The following is a 26,904-nucleotide window of genomic DNA, read 5'->3' as shown; positions in this document are numbered from 1 at the left end:
GCCGCCGGAGCGGTCCCCGGCCGTCAGAACCCGTGCGGCAGCCAGGGCGCCACGTCCGACGCGAACCCCACCGACGCCTCCGCCAGCGCGCCGGCCCGCAGCTCCCGCACCCGCCCGGCCGCGCCCAGCGACCCCAGCGTCACGCCCCCGAGATAGGCCGCCCCCAACTCCCGTACGGACAGGGCGAGATCCGCCGCGTCGGTCGTCCGCTCGCAGGACGCCCCCTTCGCGTCCCCCGTGAGCCGCCAACGTCCCTCGTTCCAGGGGCAGAAGGCGTCCTCGACCTCGAACACGACGTCCACCGGCGCCTGGTACGTACGCGCCGCCAGCGCGTCCCCCACGTCCACCAGCCGCACGTACAGCGCGTCCCGCAGCTGCGGTCGGCACCGCCGGATGTCGGACACCTGGTACTGCCACGCCTCGTCGACCGGCCGCCCGCGCGTGACCAGCCTCGTCGTCAGGTCGACGTCGAACAGGAAGCGCCACAGCGCCGCCTGCGTGGCCGGATCCAGCCCGGCCAGGTCCTGCAGCAGCACCGTGCCGCCGGGCCCCGTGGGCCCCCAGTCCGGCCGCACCCGGAACCGCGCGTATCCCGTGACCTGCCCGTCCCGCCGGGCGACCACGCACTGCAGCGGCGACGCGCCGTCCCGGCCGCTCTCCGGGTCCAGCAGCCCCAGCCGCTCCCAGCCGGACTGCCGGGCCAGCATCCCCGGCCGCCCGGGCACCAGCCGCGCGTACACCGCCTCGCAGGCGTCGAGGACGTCCGCGGGCGCGGCGTACCGCAGCCGTACGTCGTCCGTCCCGTCCGGCACGGACAGACGGACCCGGTCCGTCTCGATCTCGGCGTTCACCTGGAAGGTCGCGGCACCGTAACCGAACCGGCCGTAGATCGCCGGTTCCGAGGCCGTCAGCACGGCCAGCGGCTCGCCCCAGGACCGTACGTCGTCCAGCTGCCGTCGCATCAACGAGGTCAGCACGCCCCGGCGCCGGTGCGTGGCGGCGACGCCGACCATGGTGACCCCGGCGGCGGACACGAGCGCGCCGCCGGGCACGGTCATCCGGAAGGCGAACGCGCCCGCCGTCCCGACGCACTCGTCGCCGTCCCAGACCCCGAGGGACCGGTCGTGCCGCGTCAGTTCCCGGTACAGTGCCAGCTCCTCGGCCGGCTCCGGAACGCCACCGAAGGCACGGATCAGCGTCCCGTACCACGTGTCCCATTCGTCCGGCCGCAGAACCCGCAGGCCGTTCGCGGGGCCGAACCCGCCGGTGTCGCCGTTGCCGCCGGTCCGGCCGCTGCCGTCATCGCCCATGGGCACATGCCTACCAGGGCCCACGAGGACGGGCGAGGGAATTTCCGCCAGGTTGCGGCGCGACGGCCGTTCGTGAAGTTCACTGTGAAGTCCGGCCTCGGACGGGGGACAACCAGGACCTCCCGTGCCGAGCGGCCGGTCCGATGGATAGGGTCCCGAACTAATGGCAGCAGGACGACAGCGGCGCGCGGAAGCCGAGACGTTCACGGCCCGGTTGAACAAGCAGTGGCACCGGGCCCGCGTCGGCATGCGCAGATCCGCCGTCGACTACTTCCGCGGCGACGGCTCGGACTGGATCGCGCTCGCCGGCCTGCTGCTGATGATCCCCGTCATCGCGGCCACCACGATGGTGAACTCCGTGTGGTGCGCACCGGCCGCGCTGGTGCTGCCGATCGTCGCGGGCGGCCTGGTGCTGCGCCCGGCGAGCCTGCTCGGCCTGTACGCGGCGGCGGCCACCGCCCTGATCGTGGAGTCGATACAGCTGGGCCCCTACACCGAGGGCCCCTCACGGGTCACCCCCGGCGTCGTCCTGGTCGTCGCGGCCTGCGGCTTCTTCGGACTGCTGCTGGCCCAGTTCCGCAGCCGGGTCGGCGTGCCCTGGCGGCGCGGCGGCACCATGCTCTTCGACCTGCGCGAACGCATCCGCGTCCAGAGCAAGCTGCCCCAGCTGCCGACGGGCTGGCACCGGGAGATGGCGCTGCGCCCGGCCGGCGGTCAGTCCTTCTCCGGCGACTTCGTGGTCGCGGCCCGCACGAACGGCGGCCGGACCCTGGAGGTCGTCCTCACCGACGTGTCCGGCAAGGGCATGGACGCGGGCTCCCGCGCCCTGCTGCTGTCGGGCGCCTTCGGCGGACTGCTGGGCAGCCTGCCCCCGCACGCCTTCCTGCCCGCCGCCAACGGCTACCTGCTCCGTCAGGACTGGGACGAGGGCTTCGCCACCTCCATCCACCTCGTCCTGGACCTCGACTCCGGCGACTACGAGCTGTACTCCGCGGGACATCCGCCGGGCCTCCAGCTCAGCGCCGGCACCGGCCGCTGGGAGGAGAAGACCGCCGAGGGACCGCTGCTGGGCGTGTACGACGGCGCCCAGTTCGACCCGGTGAAGGGGACGCTCCGTCCCGGAGACGTGTTGATGCTGTTCACGGACGGTCTGGTGGAGACCTCCGACCGCGACATCGCCGAGGGCATCGACCGCCTCACCGGCGAGGCCGACCGCTATGTCGCCGGCGGCTTCCACGGCGCCGCCTGGCACCTGATCGAGGCGGTCGCCAAGGACGTCAACGACGACCGGGCGCTCCTGCTGATCTGCCGGGAGGGTCCGACGGCCCACTTCCCTGCGGCGGACTGACACACTGGCCCACGTGTCCTCCACCCCGTCATCCGCCCCCGGGCCCGCCGAGCCGCTCTCCCTGCCCGACGTCGAGGCCGTCGCCCGCGCCGCCCACGCCGGACAGACCGACAAGGCCGGACGCCCGTACGCCGAACACCTGCTGGCCGTCGCCGAGGGAGTCCGGCGGCGCGGCGGGGACGACGAGCAGATCGCCGCGGCCTGGCTGCACGACGCGGTCGAGGACGACGCGCTGTCGGAGCGGTGGCTGCGCGAGGCCGCGCTGAGCCCCCGCACCAAGGACATCGTGCGCGCGCTCACCAAACGCGCGGGGGAGCCGCCCGAGGCGTACGCCGCGCGCATCCTCGCCACGCCCGGTGCGCTGCTGGTCAAGGAGGCGGACCTGGCGCACAACGCGGACCCGGCGCGGCTGGCGGTCCTGGACGGGCCGACCCGCGCCCGGCTGACCGGGAAGTACGCGCGGATGCGCGCGCTCCTCGGCCTGGACGGCTGACGGAAGACCGGGTCAGACCGGGACCTTCGGATGCGGCTTCTGTGCCTCGAGGGCGCCCCGCCCCTCGCGGCCCCGGGTCCCGCCGTCCCCGTCCCGCCGGAAGGCCCATGCCGTCCTCGGCTCCACCACGTACCGGAGCACCCGCCGGACGGGCTCGGTGCACAGCGCGGTGACGACGGCGACCGCGACGACGGTCAGTCCGATCGTGCCGAGCGGCGTGCGCAGCGGCTGAAGGTCGAACCAGCCCTCGTAGGACGCCTCCTTCAGCAGGAAGGCGTGCAGCAGGTAGCCGTAGATCGTGCCCGCGCCGAGCACCGTGAACCACAGACGCCGGCCCGGGACCCAGGCGAGGAAGCACGCCGTCAGGATCAGGGCGCAGCCGAAGAGCGCGAGCGTCATCACCGGCCCGGACCACCAGGGCGCGCCCATCGTCTGGGCGGCGGTGTTGTGGTGGAGCCAGCCGAGCTCCATGCGGGGCACCGACCACCAGGCCACCACGGCCGCCACGACGACCACCGGCACCGACAGGATGCGCACCGAGCGGCGCCGCACCCACCGGAAGTGCTCGGGCTTGAGCAGCAGCCCCAGCACGAAGCACGGCAGGAACTGCAGCACCCGCTGCAGGTCGAAGTCGCTTCCGATCTCCGGCGACACCGAGGCCAGAGCGGCGATGACCAGGGCGAGCGGCAGCGGGTGACGGACCGTCCGCCACAGCGGGGTGGTCAGCCGCCACACGAACAGCGCGCACAGGAACCACAGATGGTAGGAGGGGTCGAGCAGACTGACCGGGGTGTCCGGGGCGTCGCCGCTGTAGCGCTGGTGCAGCGCGAACGCGGTCTCGAAGACGACGTAGGGGACGACGACACCGGTGATGAGCCGTTCGACGCGCTTGGGGCTCAGATCGAAACTGCGCGAGAAGTAGCCGGAGATGATGATGAACGCCGGCATGTGGAACGCGTACACGACCCGGTAGGCGGTCTCCACGGCCCGGTTGCCGTCGAGGATCTGGCCCCAGGCGTGACCCACACAGACGAGCACGATCGCCAGGTACTTGGCGTTGTCGAAGAAGGCGTCACGCCGCTCGGACCGGCCGTCGTCCCTGCCCCGCGACGCGGGCTCCGTCTCCGGCGCCCTCGACTCGGACGAGTTCGTCATGGGCCCTCCCGCCGAGAAGTCGGTGAGCAGGGCACGGGCCTTACTGCGCTGTCAGGGGATGTGGCGGCGTAGAACATTGGTGGCACCTTAGCGTCGCCCTCGCTATTCGGTGAAACATTCGGCGCCGCCTCGTCGCCATTCACAACACCTCCTCCGGGTACCCGGATTCAAACGGAGACCGACCGGCGCGGTGATGTGACGACCGTCACGACAGGGCGGTCCGCTAAGCGCCTGACCTGGAGAAGTCGCGCCCTGATTATCATCATTGTTCATGACTCGATGCCCCAGTGGGTTCGAGGGTGGTGACGGCGGAGCGACTCGCCGCTCACGCCGGTGAATGGTGGCCGGAGAGGCTTTCGGGGTAGCCGCCGTCATCATTCGAAATACCTGCGAACGTGTTGTGAGGGATTGGAAACCGGGCGAAGGAAATGCACGTTCGTGCGGCCCGTCGAATTCCTGCGCGACGGCGGTGGGAGAGGCGTGCGCCATGGGTGTGGAGGCCGTCGCGCCGCGCGGAACCGGCCGACGATGTGTCACCGGCCGCATGACGGGGCCCGGTTGGTGGCACGATGGTTCTGGCGGGGTGCGCGGGGTCGCGTCCCCGGGCCGGGAGAGCGGACCGACCGAGGGTGTGATCAGTTGTGGCCATTTCACTGTCAGTGGTGCTGCTGTTGGCGATCATCCTGGTGGTGCTGCTGCGAGGAGGCTCCATCAAGGCGGGCCCGGCGATCGTCGCGGTCCTCTTCGGCTTCTTCCTGGCCTCGACCGGCATGGCCGACGACATCCAGCGGTTCCTGAACTCGATAGCGGAGACGATCAACTCCATCCAGTTCTAGGACGCCCCGCGCGCACCGCGCGGCCCCGCGCACCCTGGTGCACCCCGGCGCGCAAAAGCCTCCGGCCCGGTCCCCTCGGGGGACCGGGCCGGAGGCCTCTCGGAGCGGGCGACGGGAATCGAACCCGCGTAGCCAGTTTGGAAGACTGGGGCTCTACCATTGAGCTACGCCCGCACAGCGCGCACCGCAGGTCGGCGATCGCGGCGCTGCAGGCATCGTAGCGGGTCGTACCCCCTCCCCGCACACCCCTTCCGTCCGCGCCGGGCCTTCGCGCCGGCGCGGGACGGGCGTACGGCGGACGGCGCGGTGAAACACGGCGGTCCCGGGCGCCCGGGGGCATGTACCCTACGTGTCGCACCAGACGGGGTGTGGCGCAGCTTGGTAGCGCGTCCGCTTTGGGAGCGGAAGGCCGTGGGTTCAAATCCCGCCACCCCGACCATCCACCGGCCGGTCACTCGTGATCATCGGCGGGCCGTCGGCGGATCACCCGTGGATCACCGGCGGTGATCGGGAGTGATCGTCTTTTGGGCCGTGTAGTCGCTGCCGTTACTATGCAAGCTGCACGCCCGTGTGTCTCAGAGTCTGCAGTCTCCGGGCGGCGAAATCCGCCGGACGCCCCTCGGCTCCGGCAGAACCGAAGAAGTCAGCCACAAGGAGACCGAACCGTGAAGAGCGCCGTGGAGACCCTGAACCCGACTCGGGTTCGGCTCACTGTCGAGGTGCCCTTCGAGGAGCTCAAGGACAGCCTCGACGCGGCGTACAAGAAGATCAACCAGCAGGTCACGGTGAAGGGCTTCCGCAAGGGCAAGATCCCGGCCCGGGTCATCGACCAGCGGTTCGGCCGCGGTGCGGTCCTGGAGGAGGCGGTCAACGACGCGCTTCCGAAGTTCTACACCGAGGCGGTCAACGAGGCCGAGCTGAACCCGCTCGGCCAGCCCGAGGTCGACATCACGGAGCTGAAGGACGGCGAGACGCTGAACTTCACCGCCGAGGTCGACGTCCGCCCGACCGTCGAGATCCCGGACTACTCCGGCATCGAGGTCGAGGTCGACGCCGTCGAGGTCAGCGACGAGGACGTCGAGAAGTCGGTCGAGCAGCTGCGCGAGCGCTTCGCCTCCACGTCCCCGGTCGAGCGCGCCGCCGAGGACGGCGACGTGGTCACCATCGACCTGAAGGCCAAGGTCGACGGCGAGGTCCTCGAGGACGGCGTCGCCGACGGCGTCTCCTACACCATCGGCTCCGGTGAGCTGCTGGACGGCATCGACGACGCCGTGAAGGGCCTGGAGGCCGGTGGCGAGGCCACCTTCACCTCCGAGCTCAAGGGCGGCTCGGCGGCCGGCAAGGAGGCCGAGGTCACCGTCAAGGTCACCCAGGTCGCCAAGCGGGAGCTGCCCGAGCTGGACGACGACTTCGCGCAGCTCGCGTCGGAGTTCGACACGCTGGAAGAGCTCAAGGCCGACAGCCGCAAGCGCCTGGCGAACATGAAGCAGTACGACCAGGCCACCCAGGCCCAGGAGCGGGTGCTGGACAAGCTGCTCGAGCTGGTCGAGGTCCCGGTCCCCGAGAAGCTCCTCGAGGACGAGGTCAACACCCGTAAGCACAACCTCGAGCACCACCAGCTCGGCCAGATGGGCCTCACCCTCGACAAGTACCTGGAGATCCAGGGCAAGACCGCCGAGGAGTTCGACGCCGAGACCCGCGAAGCCGCGATCAAGGGCATCAAGACCCAGTTCGTCCTCGACGAGCTGGTCAAGCAGGAGAAGCTCAACGTCAGCCAGGAGGAGCTCACCGAGCACCTCATGCGCCGTGCGGCCTCCTCCGGCATGTCTCCCGACCAGTTCGCCCAGGCCGTCGTCGAGCAGGGCCAGGTCCCGCTCCTCGTCGGCGAGGTCGCCCGCGGCAAGGCCCTGGCCGCCGTGGTCGAGAAGGCCACGGTCAAGGACACCAACGGCGAGATCGTCGACCTGGACGACGAGGAGGAGGAGACGGAGGCCGCCGAGGCCGCCGCCGAGTCCACCGAGTCCGGTGACGACAAGGCCGAGGAGAAGACCGAGGGCTGATCCCCCTCCCGCCTCCGCAGACGGACGCAGAAAGGGCCCCGGACGACCGCCGGGGCCCTTTCTGCGTACGGCCGGGCAGCCCGCCGAGGGGCGCGGGGCCGTACCGATGTGCGGCTCCGCCGCGCGGGCGCGACCAGCCACACACGACCCGCACCCGGCGACGGGCACGCACCGCGAACGGCGAGATCACGGGGCCGCACGCCCGCACAGCGCTACGCCCCCGGCGAACACCCGCAGAACCGGGATGGCGCCGCAGGCCCCCCGCGTTAGGGTCCATGAATACGAGGGCAGGGGAGTCTCCGAATCGGCTTCCAGCCCCGCAGGGAAACGTGAGACGGCCCGGCGCCGTCGTAAGACGAGCAGGTGGATACGTGACGAATCTGATGCCCTCAGCCGCCGGCGAGCCCTCCATCGGTGGTGGCCTCGGCGACCAGGTCTACAACCGACTGCTCGGCGAGCGGATCATCTTCCTCGGCCAGCCCGTGGACGACGACATCGCCAACAAGATCACCGCACAGCTGCTGCTCCTTGCCTCCGACCCGGACAAGGACATCTTCCTCTACATCAACAGCCCCGGCGGTTCGATCACGGCCGGTATGGCGATCTACGACACCATGCAGTACATCAAGAACGACGTGGTGACGATCGCGATGGGTCTCGCGGCCTCGATGGGACAGTTCCTGCTCAGCGCGGGTACGCCCGGCAAGCGTTTCGCCCTGCCGAACGCCGAGATCCTGATCCACCAGCCCTCCGCCGGCCTGGCCGGCTCCGCCTCGGACATCAAGATCCACGCCGAGCGGCTGCTGCACACCAAGAAGCGCATGGCCGAGCTCACGGCCCAGCACACCGGTCAGTCGGTCGAGCAGATCACCCGTGACTCGGACCGCGACCGCTGGTTCGACGCCTTCGAGGCCAAGGAGTACGGCCTCATCGACGATGTCATCGCGACGGCCGCCGGCATGCCGGGCGGCGGCGGTACGGGCGCCTGAGCCACGTCCCGCCCCGAGCCGACCGCCTCAGCCTCTTTCCAGGAGACACTGTGAACGACTACCCCGGCAGCGGCCTGTACGACCGCACGCGCGCCGAGTACACCGGCCCGACCGCCGAGTCCCGCTACGTCATCCCGCGCTTCGTCGAGCGCACCTCGCAGGGCGTGCGCGAGTACGACCCGTACGCGAAGCTCTTCGAGGAGCGCGTGATCTTCCTCGGCGTGCAGATCGACGACGCCTCCGCCAACGACGTCATGGCGCAGCTGCTGTGCCTGGAGTCGATGGACCCGGACCGCGACATCTCGGTCTACATCAACAGCCCCGGCGGCTCCTTCACGGCGCTCACGGCGATCTACGACACGATGCAGTACGTGAAGCCGGACGTCCAGACGGTCTGCATGGGCCAGGCCGCCTCCGCCGCGGCCGTCCTGCTGGCCGCCGGCACGCCGGGCAAGCGCATGGCGCTGCCGAACGCCCGCGTCCTGATCCACCAGCCGTACAGCGAGACGGGCCGCGGCCAGGTCTCCGACCTGGAGATCGCCGCCAACGAGATCCTGCGGATGCGCGCGCAGCTGGAGGAGATGCTGGCCAAGCACTCCACCACGCCGGTCGAGAAGATCCGCGAGGACATCGAGCGCGACAAGATCCTCACGGCCGAGGACGCGCTGAACTACGGCCTGATCGACCAGATCATCACCACCCGGAAGATGGACAACACCTCCCTGCGCTAGGCAGGAGGCTGTAACGTCTGCCGCCCCTTGGCACGGTTTGGTGCGGTTCACGTCAAAGCGAACCGTGCCAAGGGGGGCCCGGACGGAGGGCCCGGCAAGGTACCGTCGGACATAAGGCAGCACCAGGAGTCAGCCGGCCGTCGACATCGCGTCTACGGCCGGGAGTCTCCCAGGCGAAGGGGAAGCACACCGTGGCACGCATCGGTGACGGCGGCGATCTGCTCAAGTGCTCGTTCTGCGGCAAGAGCCAGAAGCAGGTCAAGAAGCTCATCGCAGGGCCCGGTGTGTACATCTGCGACGAGTGCATCGATCTCTGCAACGAGATCATCGAGGAAGAGCTCGCCGAGACCAGCGAGGTGCGCTGGGAGGAGCTCCCCAAGCCCCGCGAGATCTACGAGTTCCTCGAGGGCTACGTGGTGGGCCAGGAGGCGGCCAAGAAGGCCCTCTCCGTCGCGGTGTACAACCACTACAAGCGCGTCCAGGCCGGCGAGAACGGCGGCGCCCAGGGCCGTGAGGACGCCATCGAGCTGGCGAAGTCCAACATCCTGCTGCTGGGCCCCACGGGCTCCGGCAAGACCCTCCTCGCCCAGACCCTCGCCCGCATGCTGAACGTCCCCTTCGCGATCGCCGACGCCACGGCGCTCACCGAGGCGGGGTACGTCGGCGAGGACGTCGAGAACATCCTGCTGAAGCTGATCCAGGCCGCCGACTACGACGTCAAGAAGGCCGAGACCGGCATCATCTACATCGACGAGATCGACAAGGTCGCGCGGAAGAGCGAGAACCCGTCGATCACGCGCGACGTGAGCGGCGAGGGCGTCCAGCAGGCCCTGCTCAAGATCCTCGAGGGCACCACGGCCTCGGTCCCGCCGCAGGGCGGACGCAAGCACCCGCACCAGGAGTTCATCCAGATCGACACGACGAACGTGCTGTTCATCGTGGGCGGTGCCTTCGCGGGCCTGGAGAAGATCATCGAGGGCCGGGCCGGCGCCAAGGGCATCGGCTTCGGCGCGACGATCCGCTCCAAGCGGGAGATCGAGTCCAAGGACCAGTTCGAGCAGGTCATGCCGGAGGACCTGGTGAAGTTCGGGATGATCCCCGAGTTCATCGGCCGCCTCCCCGTCATCACCTCGGTCCACAACCTCGACCGCGAGGCCCTGCTCCAGATCCTGATCGAGCCGCGCAACGCGCTGGTGAAGCAGTACCAGCGCCTGTTCGAACTCGACGGCGTGGAGCTGGACTTCGAGCGCGAGGCCCTCGAGGCCATCGCCGACCAGGCCATCCTCCGCCAGACCGGCGCCCGCGGCCTGCGCGCCATCATGGAGGAGGTCCTCCAGGGCGTGATGTACGAGGTCCCGTCCCGCAAGGACGTGGCCCGCGTGGTCATCACGGCCGACGTGGTCCTCTCCAACGTCAACCCGACGCTGATCCCCCGCGATTCGCGGGGCCGCGGCCCGGGCGAGGCGAAGACGGCGTAGTCGTCGCCGTACACATGCGGAAGGGGCCCGGTCGAGCGACCGGGCCCCTTCCGCATGGTGTGTGCGTCAGGCCTTGACGCGGACTTCCTTGCGGAACTTGGCGGTGAGCTCGGATGCCTTGTTCAGGTCGGCGGGCTTGCCGGTCATGGCGTCGGCCACTTCCATGTTGATGATGACGCCCAGGGTGCTGTGGTCGCCCCAGATGCACACCGGCACGCTCATCTCCGACGGGCCGGCGCCCGACGAGGCCTCGTCGTTCTTCATCTTGATCTCCTGGCACTTCAGGACAGCGCCGTCCAGACCGGCCGGCTTGAAGTCCTTGGGGGTGCCGACGGCCTCGCCCTTGGACTCCTTGTCCTCCGCGGCCTGCTTCTTCATCTCCGAGAACATGCCGTCGACGACCTTCTCCGGGTCCTCGATCTCGCCGTAGACGCCCATGAACTCGACCATCTTCATGGCGAGCGGGTTGTTCTCGTCCCCGCCCTGGTAGGCCGCGCTGACGTCCTTCGGGTTCTTGACGCCGTGCTTCTCGGCGTCCTTGATGTCGTTCTCGTCGAAGCCGCCGCTGTCCTCGTCGGCGCCCTTCTTGTACTCGCCGCCGAGCACCGTCGCCGGAGTCGTCAGCTTGTGGGGGCCGTCGTCGGGGATGCCGCCCGTGTTGCCGCCGCCACCGCCGCCGAGCACGAAGTACGCGCCCACGCCGATCGCCGCCACGACCGCGACCGCGCCGATGATCAGGCCCGTCTTCTTCTTCCCGCCGGCCGGCGCCGGGGGCTGGGGCATGCCGTAGGGCTGCTGGCCGTACGGGGCCTGCTGGCCGTAGGGAGGCTGCTGCGGCGGGACACCGCCCTGTGCGGGCTGCTGCGGGTAGCCGTAGCCCGGCTGCGCGGGCGGAGCCTGCTGGGGGTAGCCGTAGCCGGGCTGGGGGGCCTGCGGCTGCTGCTGGCCGTACGGCCCCGGCTGGCCGTACGGTCCGGGCTGCTGTGGCTGCCCGCCGTACGGGCCCGGCTGGTTCTGACTCATTCCTGGGTTCCCCTCCAGATGCTTATGTGTTGCTGACATCCTGACGCAGACCTGGCGTGCGCAGGTCACCGGGGGCCACACCGTTACAGAGGAAAGGCGTTTCGGGACACAGCCGTGACGCCCTTAAACTGAGCGCGTGACCGAGAACGCTCAGCAGCAGCCACCAGCGCCCGACACCGAACTGCCGACCACGTACGCGCCGGCCGATGTAGAGGGGCCGCTGTACGAGCGCTGGGTAGAGCGGGGTTACTTCGAGGCGGACGCCAAGAGCGACAAGCCGCCGTTCACCGTCGTCATCCCGCCGCCGAACGTCACGGGCAGCCTGCACCTCGGCCACGCCTTCGAGCACACGCTCATCGACGCCCTGACCCGCCGCAAGCGCATGCAGGGCTACGAGACGCTGTGGCAGCCCGGCATGGACCACGCCGGCATCGCCACGCAGAACGTCGTCGAGCGGGAGCTGGCCAAGGAGGGCAAGTCCCGCCACGACCTCGGCCGCGAGGCGTTCGTCGAGCGGGTCTGGAAGTGGAAGGGCGAGTCCGGCGGGCAGATCTCCGGCCAGATGCGCCGCCTCGGCGACGGCGTCGCCTGGTCGCGTGAGCGCTTCACCATGGACGAGGGCCTCTCCCAGGCCGTCCAGACCATCTTCAAGCGGCTCTACGACGACGAGCTGATCTACCGCGCCGAGCGCATCATCAACTGGTGCCCGCGCTGTCTGACCGCGATCTCCGACATCGAGGTCGAGTACCAGGACGACGACGGCGAGCTCGTCTCCATGAAGTACGGGGAGGGGGACGAGACCATCGTCGTCGCCACCACCCGCGCGGAGACGATGCTCGGCGACACCGCGGTCGCCGTCCACCCCGAGGACGAGCGCTACAAGCACCTCGTCGGCAAGCTCGTCAAGCTGCCGCTGACCGACCGCTCCATCCCGGTCGTCGCGGACGAGCACGTCGACCCCGAGTTCGGCACCGGCGCCGTCAAGGTGACGCCCGCCCACGACCCGAACGACTTCGAGATCGGCCAGCGCCACGACCTGCCCTCCATCGCCGTGATGGACGAGCACGCCGTCATCACCGCCCACGGCCCCTTCCAGGGCCTGGACCGCCTCGAGGCCCGCTCCGCGATCGTCGCCGCGCTGCGCGCCGAGGGCCGGATCGTCGCCGAGAAGCGGCCCTACGTCCACTCGGTCGGCCACTGCTCGCGCTGCAAGACCACCATCGAGCCGCGCCTGTCCATGCAGTGGTGGGTCAAGGTCGGCCCGCTCGCCAAGGCCGCCGGTGACGCGGTCCGCGAGGGCAAGGTCAAGATCCATCCGCAGGAGATGGAGAAGCGCTACTTCGACTGGGTCGACAACCTCCACGACTGGTGCATCTCGCGGCAGCTGTGGTGGGGACACCGCATCCCCGTCTGGTACGGGCCGGACGGCGAGGTCGTCTGCGTCGGACCGGACGAGGAGGCGCCGACCGGCGAGGGCTGGCACCAGGACACCGACGTCCTCGACACCTGGTTCTCCTCCGGCCTGTGGCCGTTCTCCACGCTGGGCTGGCCCGAGCAGACCGAGTCGCTCGCGAAGTTCTACCCGAACTCCGTCCTGGTCACCGGCTACGACATCCTCTTCTTCTGGGTCGCCCGGATGATGATGTTCGGCCTCTACGCGATGGACGGCACCCCGCCGTTCCACACCATCGCCCTGCACGGCATGGTCCGCGACCAGTTCGGCAAGAAGATGTCGAAGTCCTTCGGCAACGCGGTCAACCCGCTGGACTGGATGGACAAGTACGGCTCCGACGCGCTCCGCTTCACCCTCGCCCGCGGCGCCAACCCGGGCGTCGACGTCCCGATCGGCGAGGACTGGGTCCAGGGCTCGCGCAACTTCGCCAACAAGCTCTGGAACGCCACGCGCTTCGCGCTGATGAACGGCGCGACGGTGGACGGCCCGCTGCCGGAGCCGTCGACGATGTCCGCCACCGACCGGTGGATCCTGTCGCGGCTGAACTCGGTCGTCGCCGAAGTGGACGCGTACTACGAGGACTTCCAGTTCGCCAAGCTGTCCGACGCGCTGTTCCACTTCGCGTGGGACGAGGTCTTCGACTGGTACGTCGAGCTGTCCAAGACCACCTTCCAGGCGGGTGGCGAGGCCGCCGAGGTCTCCCAGCGGGTCCTCGGCGAGGTCCTGGACGTCACGCTGCGCCTGCTGCACCCGGTCGTCCCCTTCGTCACCGAGACGCTGTGGACGACGCTGACCGGCGGCGAGTCCGTCGTCGTCGCCGAGTGGCCGGCCGACAGCGGCTTCCGGGACGCCGACGCCGAGCGGGAGATCGGGACCGTCCAGTCGGTGATCACCGAGGTCCGTCGCTTCCGCGCCGACCAGGGGCTGCAGCCGGGGCAGCGGGTTCCGGCCCGGCTGACGGTGGACGGTACGGCGCTCGCGCCGCACGAGGCGGCCATCCGGCAGCTGCTGCGGCTCCAGCCGGAGGGGGAGTCCTTCACGGCGACGGCGACGCTGCCGGTGGCCGGGGCCGAGGTCGCGCTGGACCTGTCCGGGGTGATCGACTTCGCCGCGGAGCGCAAGCGGCTCGCCAAGGACCTCGCGGCAGCGGAGAAGGAGAAGGCGCAGGCCAACGCCAAGCTCGGCAACGAGGCGTTCCTCGCCAAGGCGCCGGACCACGTCGTGGACAAGATCCGGGGCCGGCTGGCCAAGGCGGACGAGGACATCGCCCGGATCCAGTCCCAGCTGGAGAAGCTGCCGGAGGCGTAGGCGCCGGAACGTGAACGAAGGCCCCCGGTGCCTCGAAAGGCGCCGGGGGCCTTCACGTCCCTCAGGGGCGCGGGGCTGTGCCGATGTGCGGCTCCGCCGCGTGGGCGCGACCAGCCACAGGGCACCTGCACACGTCACACAGCCTCAGCCACCCCACTCCGCGGCCCGACTGTCAGCGACCCTCCGTAGACTGGTCCCGTGAGCGACATCCCCGGCGAGAACGACCAGCCCGACCCCCTCGACTCCTTCGACGAGATCATCGACGCGGAGACCACCCGCGACCCCGATCTCGCCGTCATCGAGGCCGGCAGCCGCACCCTGCGAACCCAGGGCGGCCCCCCGGAGGCCGACGTGCCCGCGCGCCCCGAGGACCCCGAGGTCGACAAGGCGCTGCGCGAGGTCGAGGCGGAGCTCGCCACCCGCTGGGGCGAGACCAAGCTGGAGCCGTCCGTCGCCCGGATCGCCGCGCTGATGGACGTGCTGGGGGAGCCGCAGCGCTCGTACCCGTCCATCCACATCACCGGGACCAACGGCAAGACCTCCACCGCCCGCATGATCGAGGCCCTGCTCGGCGCCTTCGAGCTGCGCACCGGCCGGTACACCTCGCCGCACGTGCAGTCGATCACCGAGCGGATCAGCCTGGACGGGGCGCCGATCTCCGCCGAGCGGTTCATCGAGACGTACCAGGACATCAAGCCGTACGTCGAGATGGTGGACGCGCGGCAGGAGTACCGGCTGTCCTTCTTCGAGGTGCTGACCGGCATGGCGTACGCCGCCTTCGCCGACGCGCCCGTCGACGTGGCCGTCGTCGAGGTCGGGATGGGCGGCTCCTGGGACGCCACCAACGTCATCGACGGGGATGTCGCCGTGGTCACCCCCATCGACCTGGACCACACCGACCGGCTGGGCGAGACGCTCGGCGAGATCGCGACCGAGAAGGCCGGCATCGTCAAGCAGGACGCCACCGTGGTCCTGGCCCAGCAGCCGGTGGACGCGGCGCAGGTGCTGCTGAAGAAGGCCGTGGACGTGAACGCCACGGTGGCGCGCGAGGGTCTGGAGTTCGGGGTCGTGGCCCGGCAGGTCGCCGTCGGCGGGCAGTTGATGACCCTGCGCGGGCTCGGCGGCGAGTACCCCGAGGTGTACCTGCCGCTGCACGGCGCCCACCAGGCGCACAACGCGGCGGTCGCGCTGGCCGCCGTCGAGGCGTTCTTCGGCGTCGGCGCGCAGCGCCCCGAGCCGCTGGACATCGACACCGTGCGCAAGGCCTTCGCCGCCGTCGCCTCGCCGGGGCGGCTGGAGGTCGTGCGGCGCTCGCCCACCGTGGTGCTGGACGCCGCGCACAATCCGGCGGGCGCCCGGGTCACCGCGGAGGCGGTCGGGGAGGCCTTCCAGTTCAGCCGGCTCATCGGCGTGGTCGGCGCGAGCGGCGACAAGAACGTGCGGGGGCTGCTGGAGGCGTTCGAGCCGGTCTTCGCCGAGGTCGTCGTCACCCAGAACTCCAGCCACCGAGCGATGGACGCCGACGAGCTGGCCGCGATCGCCGTCGAGGTGTTCGGCGAGGACCGCGTCCAGGTCGAGCCGCGGCTGCCGGACGCCCTGGAGGCCGCGATCACGCTGGCCGAGGAGGAGGGCGAGTTCGCGGGCGGCGGCGTGCTCGTCACCGGTTCCGTCATCACCGTCGGCGAGGCCCGGCTGCTGCTGGGGAAGGGTTGAGGAACGTGCGTACGCTCTGTGCTTCGACCCTGATCGGCGAGTTCTTCCTGATCGGCTTCGCCGGACTGGTCGCCATGAAGGACGACGACCTGTCCATGGGCACCGTGTGGACGGTCAGCGGTGTCGCGATGTTCCTGTGCGTGGTGCTGTGCGGCCTGGTGACCCGGCCGGGCGGTGTCGCCTTCGGCTGGGCGCTGCAGATCGCGCTGATCGCCTCCGGCTTCGTCGTGCCCACGATGTTCTTCATGGGCGCGGTCTTCGCGGCCCTGTGGTGGGCGTCGGTGCACTACGGGCGGAAGATCGACGAGGCGAAGGCGAGATTCGCGGCCCAGGCCCAGGCCGAGGCCTGAGCACCTGACGCTGCGTGACGGCCGCCGCGACACGCCCGGTAACCTCAGTCATCACCTCGTACAACCGCACATTCGTACCTTCCTAGGAGACCTCGTGACCCAGCGCACCCTCGTCCTCCTCAAGCCCGACGCCGTCCGTCGTGGCCTGACCGGCGAGATCATCAGCCGTATCGAACGCAAGGCCGGCTGGCAGATCACCGCGCTGGAGCTGCGCACCCTGGACACCGAGACGCTGGAGCAGCACTACGGCGAGCACAAGGGCAAGCCCTTCTACGAGCCGCTGGTCGCGTTCATGTCCTCCGGTCCGGTCGTGGCCATGGTCGTCGAGGGCGAGCGGGTCATCGAGGGCGTGCGCGCCCTGGCCGGCCCGACCGACCCGATCGCCGCGGCCCCCGGCTCCATCCGCGGGGACTTCGGTGTCATCGTCCGGGAGAACCTGATCCACGCCTCCGACTCCGAGGAGTCGGCCGAGCGCGAGCTGAAGATCTTCTTCCCGGGCCGGGTCTGACGCCTTTCCGGTACCCGCGGACAGCTTTTTTCTGGCAGGACGTCAGCCGAATGGCCGCGGGCCGGCCGGGGCGGTCGCGCGGAAGCGACCGCCCTGTGGCATATGCGCGCCTGTTCGGGGGAACGGATGCCACCGTTGGCCCGTCTCCACAAGCGAGGCGATGCGCCATCTGCTGACAATGGCGAAGACCCTCGCGCAGTGTTCGCGAAAGCGCGTCTACGATGGAAGCCTCCACGCGTCACTGCACCCACCTCGCCGACCTGAAAAGCCCTCAAAAGCTCCCGGGAAGGCCAGTCGAATCCTGATGGGGAACTCAATGTCGTTCATCGGCCGTGACATGGCTGTCGACCTCGGGACCGCCAACACGCTGGTGTACGTCAGGGGTCGCGGGATCGTACTCAACGAGCCGTCCGTCGTCGCGATCAACACCAACACCGGTGGCATCCTCGCGGTCGGCGCCGAAGCGAAGAAGATGATCGGGCGCACGCCCGGCAACATCGTTGCCGTACGTCCGCTGAAGGACGGCGTGATCGCCGACTTCGAGATCACCGAGCGGATGCTCCGCTACTTCATCCTGAAGATCCACAAGCGGCGTTATCTGGCTCGTCCGCGGGTCGTCGTCTGTGTGCCCTCGGGCATCACCGGCGTCGAGCGCCGCGCCGTCATCGAGGCGTCGTCCCAGGCCGGCGCCCGGCAGGTGCACATCATCGAGGAGCCCATGGCCGCGGCCATCGGCTCCGGCCTGCCGGTCCACGAGGCCACGGGCAACATGGTGGTCGACATCGGCGGCGGCACCACGGAGGTCGCGGTCATCTCGCTCGGCGGCATCGTCACCGCCCAGTCCATCCGAGTCGCGGGCGACGAGCTGGACAACGCGATCATCCAGCACGTCAAGAAGGAGTACAGCCTTCTGCTGGGTGAGCGCACGGCCGAACAGATCAAGATCACGATCGGATCGGCGTACGACCTCGACACCGACGAGCACACCGAAATCCGCGGCCGGGACCTCGTGTCCGGACTGCCCAAGACCGTCGTCATCTCGGCCGCCGAAGTGCGCAAGGCGATCGAGGAGCCCGTCAACGCGATCGTCGACGCCGTCAAGACCACCCTCGACAAGTGCCCGCCGGAGCTGTCCGGCGACATCATGGACCGGGGCATCGTGCTGACCGGCGGCGGCGCGCTGCTGCGCGGCCTCGACGAGCGGCTGCGCCGGGAGACCGGCATGCCGATCCACATCGCCGAGGACCCGCTGGACAGCGTGGCGCTCGGCTCCGGAAAGTGCGTCGAGGAGTTCGAGGCGCTCCAGCAGGTGCTGGACGCCCAGCCCCGCAGATGACGACACCCTTCGGTTCCGCCGTACGAGACGATCTCCTCTCGTGCGGCGGATCGTTGATATAGAGACACAAGGCAGAGGGACACGAGACGCCCACGATGCCCGCACCGGACGGGACGGGCGTCCGCCGTGAATCCCCTGAATTCCTGAACATCGCCATGTAATTCCCGAATTCCGACGAGGAAGGCACGGCCGCCGCACGTGAGGGACACGAAAGAGAGCCGGCTGCTCCTGGTGCTGCTGATCGCCGTCGCGTTCGCGCTGATCACGGTGGACATCCGCGGCGGGAAGGACTCACCGGTCGACGGTGCCCGGCAGGCCGCGGCCACGGTCTTCGGTCCGATCGAGAACGGGGTGTCGTCCGCGGTCGACCCGGTCGGCAACGCGGTCTCCGCGATCCGCGAATCGGGCGACCGGCACGACCGGCTCGCCGAACTGGAGACTCAGAACGCGGCACTCAAGGCGAAGCTCGGCAGCGACGAACGCGGCCGCAGCCGCCTCAAGCAGCTCGACAAGATGCTCGGCCTGGCCGGCGCCGGCCAGTACGGCATCAAGGGCGCCCAGGTCATCGCCATAGGAGCGGCCCAGGGCTTCTCCTGGACCATCACCATCGACGCCGGGGCCGACGACGGCATCGAACGGGACATGACCGTCCTCAACAGCGACGGCCTGGTCGGACGCGTCACCACCGTCGGCCCCCACACGGCCACCGTGCTGCTCGCCAACGACCCCGACTTCACCGTCGGCACCCGCATGGAGGCCGGTGACGAACTCGGCTTCGCCTCCGGGCAGGGCGACCGCCCGCTGCGCGTCGAACTCCTCAACGGCAAGGCGGACGTGAAGAAGGGCGACCGGCTCGTCACCTTCGGCTCCCAGGCCGACAAGCCCTTCGTGCCCGGCGTCCCGGTCGGCACCGTCACCCGCGTCGACCCCTCCGGCGGCGACCTGACCCGCACCCTCTACGTGACGCCGTTCGCCTCCTTCACCAAGCTCGACATCGTCGGCGTCGTCGTCCAGGCCCCGGCGAAGGATCCGCGCGACACGGTGCTCCCGGACAAGCCGCAGCCGAAACCCACGCCTACCGTGACGGTGACCGTGACCCCGTCCGCCGAGGCACCCGACGGCCAGGCGCAGACCGAGCAGTCCGAACAGACCGAGCAGTAGGAGCTTTCGTCCCATGCGCGTCAACCGGATCCTGCTGTCCGTCCCCCTCGTCGTCGTCGCCCTGGTGATCCAGGTCAGCGTCCTCGCCCGCCTCCACCTGCCCGGCGCCGTCCCCGACCTCCTGCTCCTCACCGTCCTCGGCCTGGCCCTGGTCTACGGCCACGTCGGCGGCGCCCTCGTCGGCTTCGGCGCCGGACTCCTCGCCGACATCGCCCCGCCCGCCGACCACGCCGCCGGCCGCTACGCCCTGGTGCTCTGCGTCGTCGGATACCTCGCCGGCCTCGCCAAACCGGACAACGGCCGGCTCCGGTCGGCCACCGGTCCGATGGCCGTGGTCGTCGCCGCCGCCGTCGGCACCACCCTGCTCTACGCCGGCGTCGGCGCCCTCGTCGGCGACACCGCCGCCCGCCACGTGGGCCTGCCCGGCCTGCTGTTCACGGCCGCGCTGTACGACCTGCTGCTCGCCCCCTTCGTGGTCCCCGGCATCATGGCGCTCGCCCGCCGCGCCGAGAACGACCCGCTGGCCGAGGCCGGCTCCACCGCCCAGGCCACCGACATCTCCTCCGGCTGGCTCTCCTCGGGCACCGGACTGCGCATCGGGCAGCAGCGCGGCGGACTGCGCGTGAAGGCGGCCCGGGCCCGGGTGGCCCGCGCCGGACGCATCAAGGGGGTCAAGCGCCTGTGACGACGCGGCAGCACACCACGGACAGCACGCACTTCGCGAGGGGGAGGCAGTGACCAACCCCCACCCGTCGCCCACCACCAACCCTCGACGGAATGGGCCGCGCCCATGACCAACATTCCGGAGACGGGCCGGAACACACGCGTCCAGACCCGCCTCGTCGTCATCCAGATCCTCGTCCTCTCCCTCCTCGGCACCCTCGGCGGCCGGCTCTGGTACCTCCAGATCCGCCAGGGCGACGAGTACGCCAAGGAAGCCTCCGGCAACCACGTCCAGCAGGTCGTCCAGCCCGCCACCCGCGGCTCGATCCTGGACGCGCGCGGCGTGGCGCTCGCCGACAACCAGACCCGGCTCGTCGTCTCCGCCTCCCGCACCGAGCTGCTGAAGATGAAGGACGACGGCAAGGCCGTCCTCACCAAGCTCGCCGGGGTCCTGGGCATGCCGCCCCAGGAGGTCATGGAGAAGGTCCGGCTGTGCGACGCCAAGACGCCGCAGCCCTGCTGGAACGGTTCGCCCTACCAGCCGATCCCCGTCACCGACGAGGCCACCCCCAAGCAGGCCCTGCAGATCCGCGAGCGCGCCGAGGACTTCCCCGGCATCACCGCCGAGCCCATGGCCGTACGCCGCTACGCGGCCCCCGGCAAGTCCAACACCGCCCAGGTCCTCGGCTACCTCTCCCCGGTCACCGACGAGGAGATCCAGAAGGCCCAGAACACCGACTCGCCCTTCCTGCGCTCGGACCAGGTCGGCCGCTCCGGACTGGAGCGCCAGTACGACAACGCGCTGCGCGGCAAGGCCGGGGTGACCCGCTACGAGGTCGACAACCTCGGCCGCGTCATCGGCGAGGCCGAGTCCGACCCGGGCGTGCCCGGCTCCAACCTCGTCACCAGCATCGACTCCCGCGTCCAGCGCGTCGCCGAGTACGAGCTGAACGAGGCCATGAAGGCCGCGCGCAAGGAGATGGACCGCAACACCGGCCGCCCCTACGAGGCCGACGCCGGCGCCGTCGTGGTGATGGAGGCCAAGACCGGCCGCGTCGTCGCCATGGCCTCCAACCCGACGTACGACCCGAACGCCTGGGTCGGCGGCATCTCCGCCAAGGACTACAAGAAGCTCACCGGCAAGGACTCCAACTACCCGCTGCTGAACCGGGCCATCCAGGGGCAGGCCGCCCCCGGCTCCATCTTCAAGGTGGTCTCCTCGGCCGCCGCGGTGGAGGCCGGCTACGACTTCGACGGCAGCTACGCCTGCTCCAGCTCCTACTCCGTGGGCGGACAGGTCTTCAAGAACTTCGAGTCCGCCGACAACGGCTCGATCAGCATCGGTCGCGCCCTCGAGCTCTCCTGCGACACCGTCTACTACCGGCTCGCGCACGAGCAGTGGAAGAAGGACGGCGGGATGAACCCGAAGAACCCCAAGGACTACTTCTACAAGGCCGCCCACCAGTTCGGCCTCGGCAAGGAGACCGGCATCGACCTGCCGAACGAGGTCTCCGGCCGCGTCCCCGACCGCCAGTGGAAGCAGGACTACTGGAAGGCCAACAAGGACGCCTGGTGCAAGACGGGGAAGAAGGACGGCTCCTACGTCGAGAAGATCGCGTACGAGAACTGCCTCGAGGGCAACAAGATGCGCGCCGGTGACTCCATCAACTACTCCATCGGCCAGGGCGACACCCTCGTCACCCCCATCCAGATGGCCACCATCTACGCGGCCATCTCCAACGGCGGCACCCTGTGGAACCCGACCATCGGCAAGGCGGTCGTCAGCCCCGACGGCAAGCGGGTCGAGGAGATCAAGCCCGAGGCGCACGGCAAGCTGCCCATAAGCAGGACCACGCTGGCCAAGATGGACGACGCCCTCGCCGGCGTCGCCACCCGCGGCACCGCCGCCTGGCGGTTCGGCGGCTGGCCGCAGGACAAGATCCCGATGCACGCCAAGACCGGTACCGCCGAGGTCTACGGCAAGCAGACCACCTCGTGGTTCGCCACGTACACCAAGGACTACTCGATCGTCATGACGATCTCCCAGGGCGGCACCGGCTCCGGCGCCTCGGGCCCCGCCGTCCGCAACATCTACGACGCCCTGTACGGCGTCTCGGACGACGGGAAGATCGACCCGAAGAAGGCGCTGCTGCCCCAGCCGGCCAAGGGCCTGCCGAAGATCAAGGCGGACGGCACCATCGCCTCCCCGAAGATCTCCAAGGACCCGGTGAAGGACCTCCAGGCCCAGCAGAAGGCCGCGGACGAGGGCGGCGACGCCCCCGCCGGACAGCAGGACCAGGACCAGGAGGCGACCGTGAACCCGCCCGACACCGGGAACCGGCAGACCCGCAGGCGGAAGCGGAGGACGCGCCCATGACCGGAGCCAACAGCTTCCAGGTCTCCGGATACGGACCCGAGCGGGCCGGCTGGACCCGCCTGTTCGCCCGCGACTCCCTCGCCCGGCGGCTCGACTGGCCGATACTGCTGGCCGGCCTCGCGCTGTCCCTGATGGGCTCCCTGCTCGTCTACTCCGCCACCCGCAACCGCACCGAGCTCAACCAGGGCGACCCGTACTACTTCCTGACCCGGCACCTGCTCAACACCGGCATCGGGCTCGCCCTGATGGTCGCCACCATCTGGCTCGGCCACCGCACCCTGCGCACCGCCGTGCCGCTCCTGTACGGCGCCTCCGTCTTCCTGATCCTCCTGGTGCTCACGCCGCTCGGCTCGACCATCAACGGCGCCCACTCCTGGATCAAGCTCCCCGGCGGCTTCTCCCTCCAGCCCTCCGAGTTCGTGAAGATCACGATCATCCTGGGCATGGCCATGCTGCTGGCCACCCGGGTGGACGCCGGCGACCGGCCCTACCCCGACCACCGGACCGTGCTCCAGGCCCTCGGCCTGGCCGCCGTGCCGATGATGATCGTGATGCTCATGCCCGACCTCGGGTCGGTCATGGTCATGGTCATCATCGTGCTGGGCGTCCTGCTCGCCTCCGGCGCCTCCAACCGGTGGGTGTTCGGCCTCCTCGGCACCGGCACCCTCGGCGCGCTCGCCGTGTGGCAGCTCGGCATCCTGGACGACTACCAGATCGCCCGCTTCGCCGCCTTCGCCAACCCCGAGCTCGACCCCGCCGGCGTCGGCTACAACACCAACCAGGCCCGCATCGCCATCGGCTCCGGCGGCCTCACCGGCTCCGGCCTCTTCCACGGCTCCCAGACCACGGGCCGCTTCGTGCCGGAACAGCAGACCGACTTCGTCTTCACCGTCGCCGGCGAGGAGCTGGGCTTCCTCGGCGCCGGCCTCATCGTCGTCCTCCTCGGCGTGGTGCTCTGGCGCGCCTGCCGCATCGCCCGGGACACCACCGACCTGTACGGCACGGTCGTCGCCGCCGGCATCGTCGCCTGGTTCGCCTTCCAGGCCTTCGAGAACATCGGCATGACCCTGGGCATCATGCCGGTCACCGGCCTGCCCCTGCCCTTCGTCTCCTACGGCGGCTCGTCGATGTTCGCCGTGTGGATAGCGGTCGGGCTCCTCCAGTCGATCACCGTGCAACGTCCCATGTCGGCGTAGCCGCCCGGCGCCTCCCGCGGAGCGGGAGGCCGTTCGGGCCGCACGGCACCCGGCGGCGGTGCGGGGGAACCCGCCGGCCGGGTTACGCTGAATGGTCACCCCAGCCAGCACACGAAGGTTCCGTGAGATGCCTGCCGAAGCCGCCGAGTCTGTGTCGTCTGTGTTTCCGCAGCTCGAAGCTCTGCTCCCGCACGTGCAGAAACCGATCCAGTACGTCGGCGGAGAGCTCAACTCCACGGTCAAGCCCTGGGACAGCTGCGACGTCCGCTGGGCCCTGATGTACCCGGACGCGTACGAGGTCGGCCTGCCCAACCAAGGCGTCATGATCCTCTACGAGGTGCTGAACGAGCAGCAGGGCGTCCTCGCCGAGCGCACCTACAGCGTGTGGCCGGACCTGGAGGAGCTGATGCGGGAGCACGCCGTCCCGCAGTTCACCGTCGACAGCCACCGCCCGGTCAAGGCCTTCGACGTGTTCGGGCTCTCCTTCTCCACCGAGCTCGGCTACACCAACATGCTGGCCGCCCTCGACCTGGCCGGCATCCCGCTGGAGGCCAAGGACCGCGGCCTCGACGACCCGATCGTCCTCGCCGGCGGCCACGCCGCGTTCAACCCCGAGCCGATCGCCGACTTCATCGACTGCGCCGTCATCGGCGACGGCGAGCAGGCCGTCCTGGAGATCACCGCGATCGTCCGCGCCTGGAAGGCCGAGGGCCGCCCCGGCGGCCGCGAGGAACTCCTGCTGCGCCTGGCGAAGACCGGCGGGGTGTACGTCCCCGGCTTCTACGACGTCGAGTACCTCCCCGACGGCCGCATCGCCCGCGTCGTACCGAACCGCTCGGGCGTGCCGTGGCGCGTCTCCAAGCACACGGTGATGGACCTCGACGAGTGGCCCTACCCCAAGCAGCCCCTCGTCCCGCTCGCCGAGACCGTCCACGAGCGCATGTCCGTGGAGATCTTCCGCGGCTGCACCCGCGGCTGCCGCTTCTGCCAGGCCGGCATGATCACCCGCCCGGTGCGCGAGCGCTCCATCACCGGCATCGGCGAGATGGTCGACAAGGGCCTGAAGGCGACCGGCTTCGAGGAGGTCGGCCTGCTCTCCCTGTCCTCCGCCGACCACTCGGAGATCGGCGACATCGCCAAGGGCCTCGCCGACCGCTACGAGGACGACAAGATCGGCCTGTCCCTCCCGTCGACCCGGGTGGACGCCTTCAACGTCGACCTGGCCAACGAACTCACGAGGAACGGCCGCCGGTCCGGCCTCACCTTCGCCCCCGAGGGCGGCTCCGAGCGCATGCGCAAGGTCATCAACAAGATGGTCTCGGAGGAGGACCTGATCCGCACCGTCGCCACCGCCTACGGCAACGGCTGGCGCCAGGTGAAGCTGTACTTCATGTGCGGCCTGCCGACCGAGACCGACGAGGACGTCCTGCAGATCGCCGACATGGCGATGAACGTCATCCAGAAGGGCCGCGAGGTCTCCGGCTCGGGCGACATCCGCTGCACCGTCTCGATCGGCGGCTTCGTCCCCAAGCCCCACACCCCCTTCCAGTGGGCGCCGCAGCTGTCGGCCGAGGAGACGGACGAGCGCCTGGCCAAGCTGCGCGACAAGATCCGCGGCGACAAGAAGTACGGCCGCTCCATCGGCTTCCGCTACCACGACGGCAAGCCCGGCATCGTGGAGGGCCTGCTCTCCCGCGGCGACCGCCGCGTCGGCGCCGTGATCCGCGCCGTGTACGACGACGGCGGGCGCTTCGACGGCTGGCGCGAGCACTTCTCGTACGACCGCTGGATGAGCTGCGCCGACAAGGCCCTCGCGCCCTTCGGCGTGGACGTCGACTGGTACACCACCCGCGAGCGCTCCTACGAGGAGGTCCTGCCCTGGGACCACCTGGACTCCGGCCTCGACAAGGACTGGCTCTGGGAGGACTGGCAGGACGCCCTCGACGAGACCGAGGTCGAGGACTGCCGCTGGACCCCGTGCTTCGACTGCGGGGTGTGCCCTGCGCTGGACCTGGGGATCCAGATCGGCCCGACTGGCAAGAAGCTCCTGCCGTTGACGGTCAAGAAGTCCGGCTGACCAGCGGAAACGTGGGGCCTGGGATGAGCGAGCCACTTCACCGCATCGCTGACGCTGTGGCCGAAGTCACAGAGTCGGACGCCGTGACGGTGCTGAGCTCGCTCGGCTTGCAGAGGGATCGGCAGCAGTTGGCGAAGAAGGCTTTGAGAACGCCGCTGCCGCCGCCTGGTGCCCCTTCGGACGTCTCGTCGGACGTGGAGTGGGGGTGAGGCCGGAGGGTGGCCTGCGGCGGCCTGACGGCAGGATCAGTCGGTCCGGGGCCCGGCAAGCAGGGCGGGGAAGATGGGGTAGCCGATGGCCAGGGCGTCTTTCACGACATCTGTGACGGGCGCGAGGGGGTTGAGCTTGGTGATCACGGCTTGGTCGAGAGGGCGCAGGTCGTAGATGTGCCGCAGGGCCTCAAGGTCGACCGCGGTCTCGTAGTAGTCCTCGGCGAACGCCTTGAAGGCTTCGGGGCCTGGTTCCGTCAGGAGACCGAACAGCCCGTTCGAGCCGTCCGGATCGGGTGTTCTTCGGGGAAGTCGATGTCTCCGGTCTCCCAGCGGTCAGCCACCGCGCGGCGCCACAGGCACACCGTCACGACGGGGGTGCCGTCCTCGTCGGTGAAGACAGGCTCGTGCACGTAGCGCTGGAAGCTGGCGGGTACGGCCTCCACCACCCCCGGCCAGGGTCCGAAGTCGTCTTGCTGGTGATACGGACTGAGTGGCGATTCATGAGCGAAGCCGCGCACGTACGCGCCGGCGGCCGAGAAGACGATGTCGAACTCGTCCCCGGAGCCGTTCCGCATCGAGGCCAACTCTTCTGTCTGCCACCAGGAGCGGTTGAAGGTGTAGTAGCGCTCGTCGCCGTCGGGGTTCACGATGGCCTCCGCCATCGCGAGGGAGCGGCAGAGATCGTGCAGAGCCGGGATGCCGGGCAGGGTGCGGGCCACGTCGTGAACGGTCATGCAGCACATCGAAGCGCACGCCGCTGACAACGCCTCGGTCACGGCGTACGCGACGTGTGTGGGCGAGTGTGCCCCAGTTCGACATATAGCCACAAACGGGCCCGACGGGCAAGAAACTGCTGCCGCTGACGGTCAAGAACGTCGCCCCGACGACCAGCTGAAACAGGGAGCGGAGGATGACTGAACCACTGCGGCGCATCGCTGAGGCTATGGCGGACGCCACAGAGAATGAGGTCGCCGCAGTGCTCGGCTCGCTTGGGCCCGTGAAGGCACGGCAGGCGACCCGAGACGCTCCCCGGACGCGACGTCTGTCGGACAAAGCAACGTCTCTGATCGAAAGCGAGATGGTGATCGTGGGTGAGGACGGTGCGGAAGAACCGTTTGACCCTGCTA

20 protein-coding genes, 2 tRNA genes and 1 pseudogene are annotated in these 26,904 nt (G+C 69.8%); 18 read left to right on the top strand and 5 right to left on the bottom strand.

Annotated features, from left to right (window positions below; genetic code table 11):
* Positions 1–23 precede the first annotated feature (23 nt).
* Positions 24–1,310 carry a GNAT family N-acetyltransferase gene (locus ACIRFH_RS00665; protein ID WP_403516304.1) on the bottom strand — a complete coding sequence of 429 codons (1,287 nt, stop codon included), beginning with the start codon at positions 1,308–1,310 and terminating at the stop codon, positions 24–26.
* Between the two features lie 163 nt (positions 1,311–1,473).
* Here ACIRFH_RS00665 and ACIRFH_RS00660 point away from each other — a divergent pair, with 163 nt between their 5' ends.
* The gene (locus ACIRFH_RS00660; protein WP_403516301.1) at positions 1,474–2,658 is read left to right on the top strand and encodes a PP2C family protein-serine/threonine phosphatase; all 1,185 of its coding nucleotides are present in this window, start codon (positions 1,474–1,476) and stop codon (positions 2,656–2,658) included.
* A 13-nt stretch (positions 2,659–2,671) separates the two neighbouring features.
* Positions 2,672–3,151 carry an HD domain-containing protein gene (locus tag ACIRFH_RS00655; protein ID WP_403516298.1) on the top strand — a complete coding sequence of 160 codons (480 nt, stop codon included), beginning with the start codon at positions 2,672–2,674 and terminating at the stop codon, positions 3,149–3,151.
* Between the two features lie 12 nt (positions 3,152–3,163).
* On the opposite strand, the gene ACIRFH_RS00650 is transcribed toward ACIRFH_RS00655, so the two are convergent.
* Complete coding sequence (locus ACIRFH_RS00650; protein ID WP_403516295.1) at positions 3,164–4,306, bottom strand: acyltransferase family protein; 1,143 nt, start codon at positions 4,304–4,306, stop codon at positions 3,164–3,166.
* A 641-nt stretch (positions 4,307–4,947) separates the two neighbouring features.
* Between ACIRFH_RS00650 and ACIRFH_RS00645 the strand changes: the two genes are divergently transcribed.
* Positions 4,948–5,142, top strand: a complete 195-nt coding sequence (locus tag ACIRFH_RS00645; RefSeq protein WP_123999966.1) for a hypothetical protein — start codon at positions 4,948–4,950, stop codon at positions 5,140–5,142.
* A 103-nt stretch (positions 5,143–5,245) separates the two neighbouring features.
* Here ACIRFH_RS00645 and ACIRFH_RS00640 read toward each other — a convergent pair.
* Positions 5,246–5,316: transfer RNA gene (locus ACIRFH_RS00640), tRNA-Gly, on the bottom strand.
* A gap of 188 nt (positions 5,317–5,504) precedes the next feature.
* Between ACIRFH_RS00640 and ACIRFH_RS00635 the strand changes: the two genes are divergently transcribed.
* From ACIRFH_RS00635 to clpX, 5 genes are all read left to right on the top strand, one after another.
* Positions 5,505–5,581: transfer RNA gene (locus ACIRFH_RS00635), tRNA-Pro, on the top strand.
* Positions 5,582–5,807: 226 nt separating this feature from the next.
* On the top strand, positions 5,808–7,202 hold the full coding sequence (gene tig, locus ACIRFH_RS00630; protein ID WP_403516292.1) for a trigger factor: 1,395 nt from the start codon (positions 5,808–5,810) through the stop codon (positions 7,200–7,202).
* Positions 7,203–7,585: 383 nt separating this feature from the next.
* Complete coding sequence (locus ACIRFH_RS00625; RefSeq protein WP_403516644.1) at positions 7,586–8,191, top strand: ATP-dependent Clp protease proteolytic subunit; 606 nt, start codon at positions 7,586–7,588, stop codon at positions 8,189–8,191.
* A 50-nt stretch (positions 8,192–8,241) separates the two neighbouring features.
* Positions 8,242–8,922: an ATP-dependent Clp protease proteolytic subunit gene (locus tag ACIRFH_RS00620; protein ID WP_403516289.1), complete on the top strand. Its 681-nt coding sequence runs from the start codon at positions 8,242–8,244 to the stop codon at positions 8,920–8,922.
* A gap of 191 nt (positions 8,923–9,113) precedes the next feature.
* Positions 9,114–10,400 (top strand): ATP-dependent Clp protease ATP-binding subunit ClpX, encoded by a 1,287-nt coding sequence (gene clpX / locus ACIRFH_RS00615; protein ID WP_403516286.1) that lies wholly within the window; start codon positions 9,114–9,116, stop codon positions 10,398–10,400.
* A gap of 66 nt (positions 10,401–10,466) precedes the next feature.
* Here the strand turns inward: clpX and ACIRFH_RS00610 are convergent, their stop codons facing one another.
* Positions 10,467–11,423 carry a hypothetical protein gene (locus ACIRFH_RS00610; RefSeq protein WP_403516283.1) on the bottom strand — a complete coding sequence of 319 codons (957 nt, stop codon included), beginning with the start codon at positions 11,421–11,423 and terminating at the stop codon, positions 10,467–10,469.
* A 136-nt stretch (positions 11,424–11,559) separates the two neighbouring features.
* Between ACIRFH_RS00610 and ACIRFH_RS00605 the strand changes: the two genes are divergently transcribed.
* The 10 genes from ACIRFH_RS00605 (at position 11,560) to ACIRFH_RS00560 (ending at position 25,565) form a co-directional block, all read left to right on the top strand.
* A complete protein-coding gene (locus ACIRFH_RS00605) occupies positions 11,560–14,184 on the top strand; it encodes a valine--tRNA ligase (protein WP_403516280.1) in 2,625 nt (874 codons plus the stop codon).
* Between the two features lie 198 nt (positions 14,185–14,382).
* Complete coding sequence (locus ACIRFH_RS00600; RefSeq protein WP_403516277.1) at positions 14,383–15,897, top strand: bifunctional folylpolyglutamate synthase/dihydrofolate synthase; 1,515 nt, start codon at positions 14,383–14,385, stop codon at positions 15,895–15,897.
* Positions 15,898–15,902: 5 nt separating this feature from the next.
* Entirely contained in the window at positions 15,903–16,247 is a 345-nt protein-coding gene (locus ACIRFH_RS00595) for a DUF4233 domain-containing protein (RefSeq protein WP_403516274.1), read from the top strand.
* Between the two features lie 94 nt (positions 16,248–16,341).
* Positions 16,342–16,755, top strand: coding sequence for a nucleoside-diphosphate kinase (gene ndk / locus ACIRFH_RS00590; RefSeq protein WP_356558081.1), 414 nt, complete (start codon positions 16,342–16,344; stop codon positions 16,753–16,755).
* Between the two features lie 316 nt (positions 16,756–17,071).
* On the top strand, positions 17,072–18,091 hold the full coding sequence (locus ACIRFH_RS00585) for a rod shape-determining protein (RefSeq protein ID WP_028422119.1): 1,020 nt from the start codon (positions 17,072–17,074) through the stop codon (positions 18,089–18,091).
* Positions 18,092–18,289: 198 nt separating this feature from the next.
* Positions 18,290–19,252: a rod shape-determining protein MreC gene (gene mreC, locus ACIRFH_RS00580; RefSeq protein WP_403516269.1), complete on the top strand. Its 963-nt coding sequence runs from the start codon at positions 18,290–18,292 to the stop codon at positions 19,250–19,252.
* 13 nt (positions 19,253–19,265) lie between these two features.
* Entirely contained in the window at positions 19,266–19,937 is a 672-nt protein-coding gene (mreD, locus tag ACIRFH_RS00575; RefSeq protein ID WP_403516266.1) for a rod shape-determining protein MreD, read from the top strand.
* 105 nt (positions 19,938–20,042) lie between these two features.
* Positions 20,043–22,292, top strand: a complete 2,250-nt coding sequence (gene mrdA, locus ACIRFH_RS00570; RefSeq protein ID WP_403516263.1) for a penicillin-binding protein 2 — start codon at positions 20,043–20,045, stop codon at positions 22,290–22,292.
* Positions 22,289–23,488, top strand: a complete 1,200-nt coding sequence (rodA, locus tag ACIRFH_RS00565; protein ID WP_403516260.1) for a rod shape-determining protein RodA — start codon at positions 22,289–22,291, stop codon at positions 23,486–23,488. The genes mrdA and rodA overlap by 4 nt, the downstream gene beginning before the upstream one ends.
* A gap of 127 nt (positions 23,489–23,615) precedes the next feature.
* Positions 23,616–25,565, top strand: coding sequence for a TIGR03960 family B12-binding radical SAM protein (locus ACIRFH_RS00560; RefSeq protein ID WP_403516257.1), 1,950 nt, complete (start codon positions 23,616–23,618; stop codon positions 25,563–25,565).
* Between the two features lie 245 nt (positions 25,566–25,810).
* Here the strand turns inward: ACIRFH_RS00560 and ACIRFH_RS00555 are convergent.
* Positions 25,811–26,511, bottom strand: a pseudogene (locus ACIRFH_RS00555) (hypothetical protein).
* Between the last annotated feature and the right edge of the window lie 393 nt (positions 26,512–26,904).

The organism is Streptomyces sp. NPDC093586 (assembly GCF_044764905.1).
Classification (GTDB): Bacteria; Actinomycetota; Actinomycetes; order Streptomycetales; family Streptomycetaceae; genus Streptomyces.
Note: the sequence above shows the minus strand (reverse complement) of the source record. Positions and strands in the feature narration are given on the sequence as shown.

Coding starts and splice junctions, on each gene's coding strand:
- ACIRFH_RS00665 (WP_403516304.1), bottom strand. CDS start 1,310: ATGGGCGATGACGGCAGCGGCCGGACCGGCGGCAACGGCGACACCGGC.
- ACIRFH_RS00660 (WP_403516301.1), top strand. CDS start 1,474: ATGGCAGCAGGACGACAGCGGCGCGCGGAAGCCGAGACGTTCACGGCC.
- ACIRFH_RS00650 (WP_403516295.1), bottom strand. CDS start 4,306: ATGACGAACTCGTCCGAGTCGAGGGCGCCGGAGACGGAGCCCGCGTCG.
- ACIRFH_RS00625 (WP_403516644.1), top strand. CDS start 7,586: ATGCCCTCAGCCGCCGGCGAGCCCTCCATCGGTGGTGGCCTCGGCGAC.
- ACIRFH_RS00610 (WP_403516283.1), bottom strand. CDS start 11,423: ATGAGTCAGAACCAGCCGGGCCCGTACGGCGGGCAGCCACAGCAGCCC.
- ACIRFH_RS00585 (WP_028422119.1), top strand. CDS start 17,072: ATGTCGTTCATCGGCCGTGACATGGCTGTCGACCTCGGGACCGCCAAC.
- mreD (WP_403516266.1), top strand. CDS start 19,266: ATGCGCGTCAACCGGATCCTGCTGTCCGTCCCCCTCGTCGTCGTCGCC.
- mrdA (WP_403516263.1), top strand. CDS start 20,043: ATGACCAACATTCCGGAGACGGGCCGGAACACACGCGTCCAGACCCGC.
- rodA (WP_403516260.1), top strand. CDS start 22,289: ATGACCGGAGCCAACAGCTTCCAGGTCTCCGGATACGGACCCGAGCGG.
- ACIRFH_RS00560 (WP_403516257.1), top strand. CDS start 23,616: ATGCCTGCCGAAGCCGCCGAGTCTGTGTCGTCTGTGTTTCCGCAGCTC.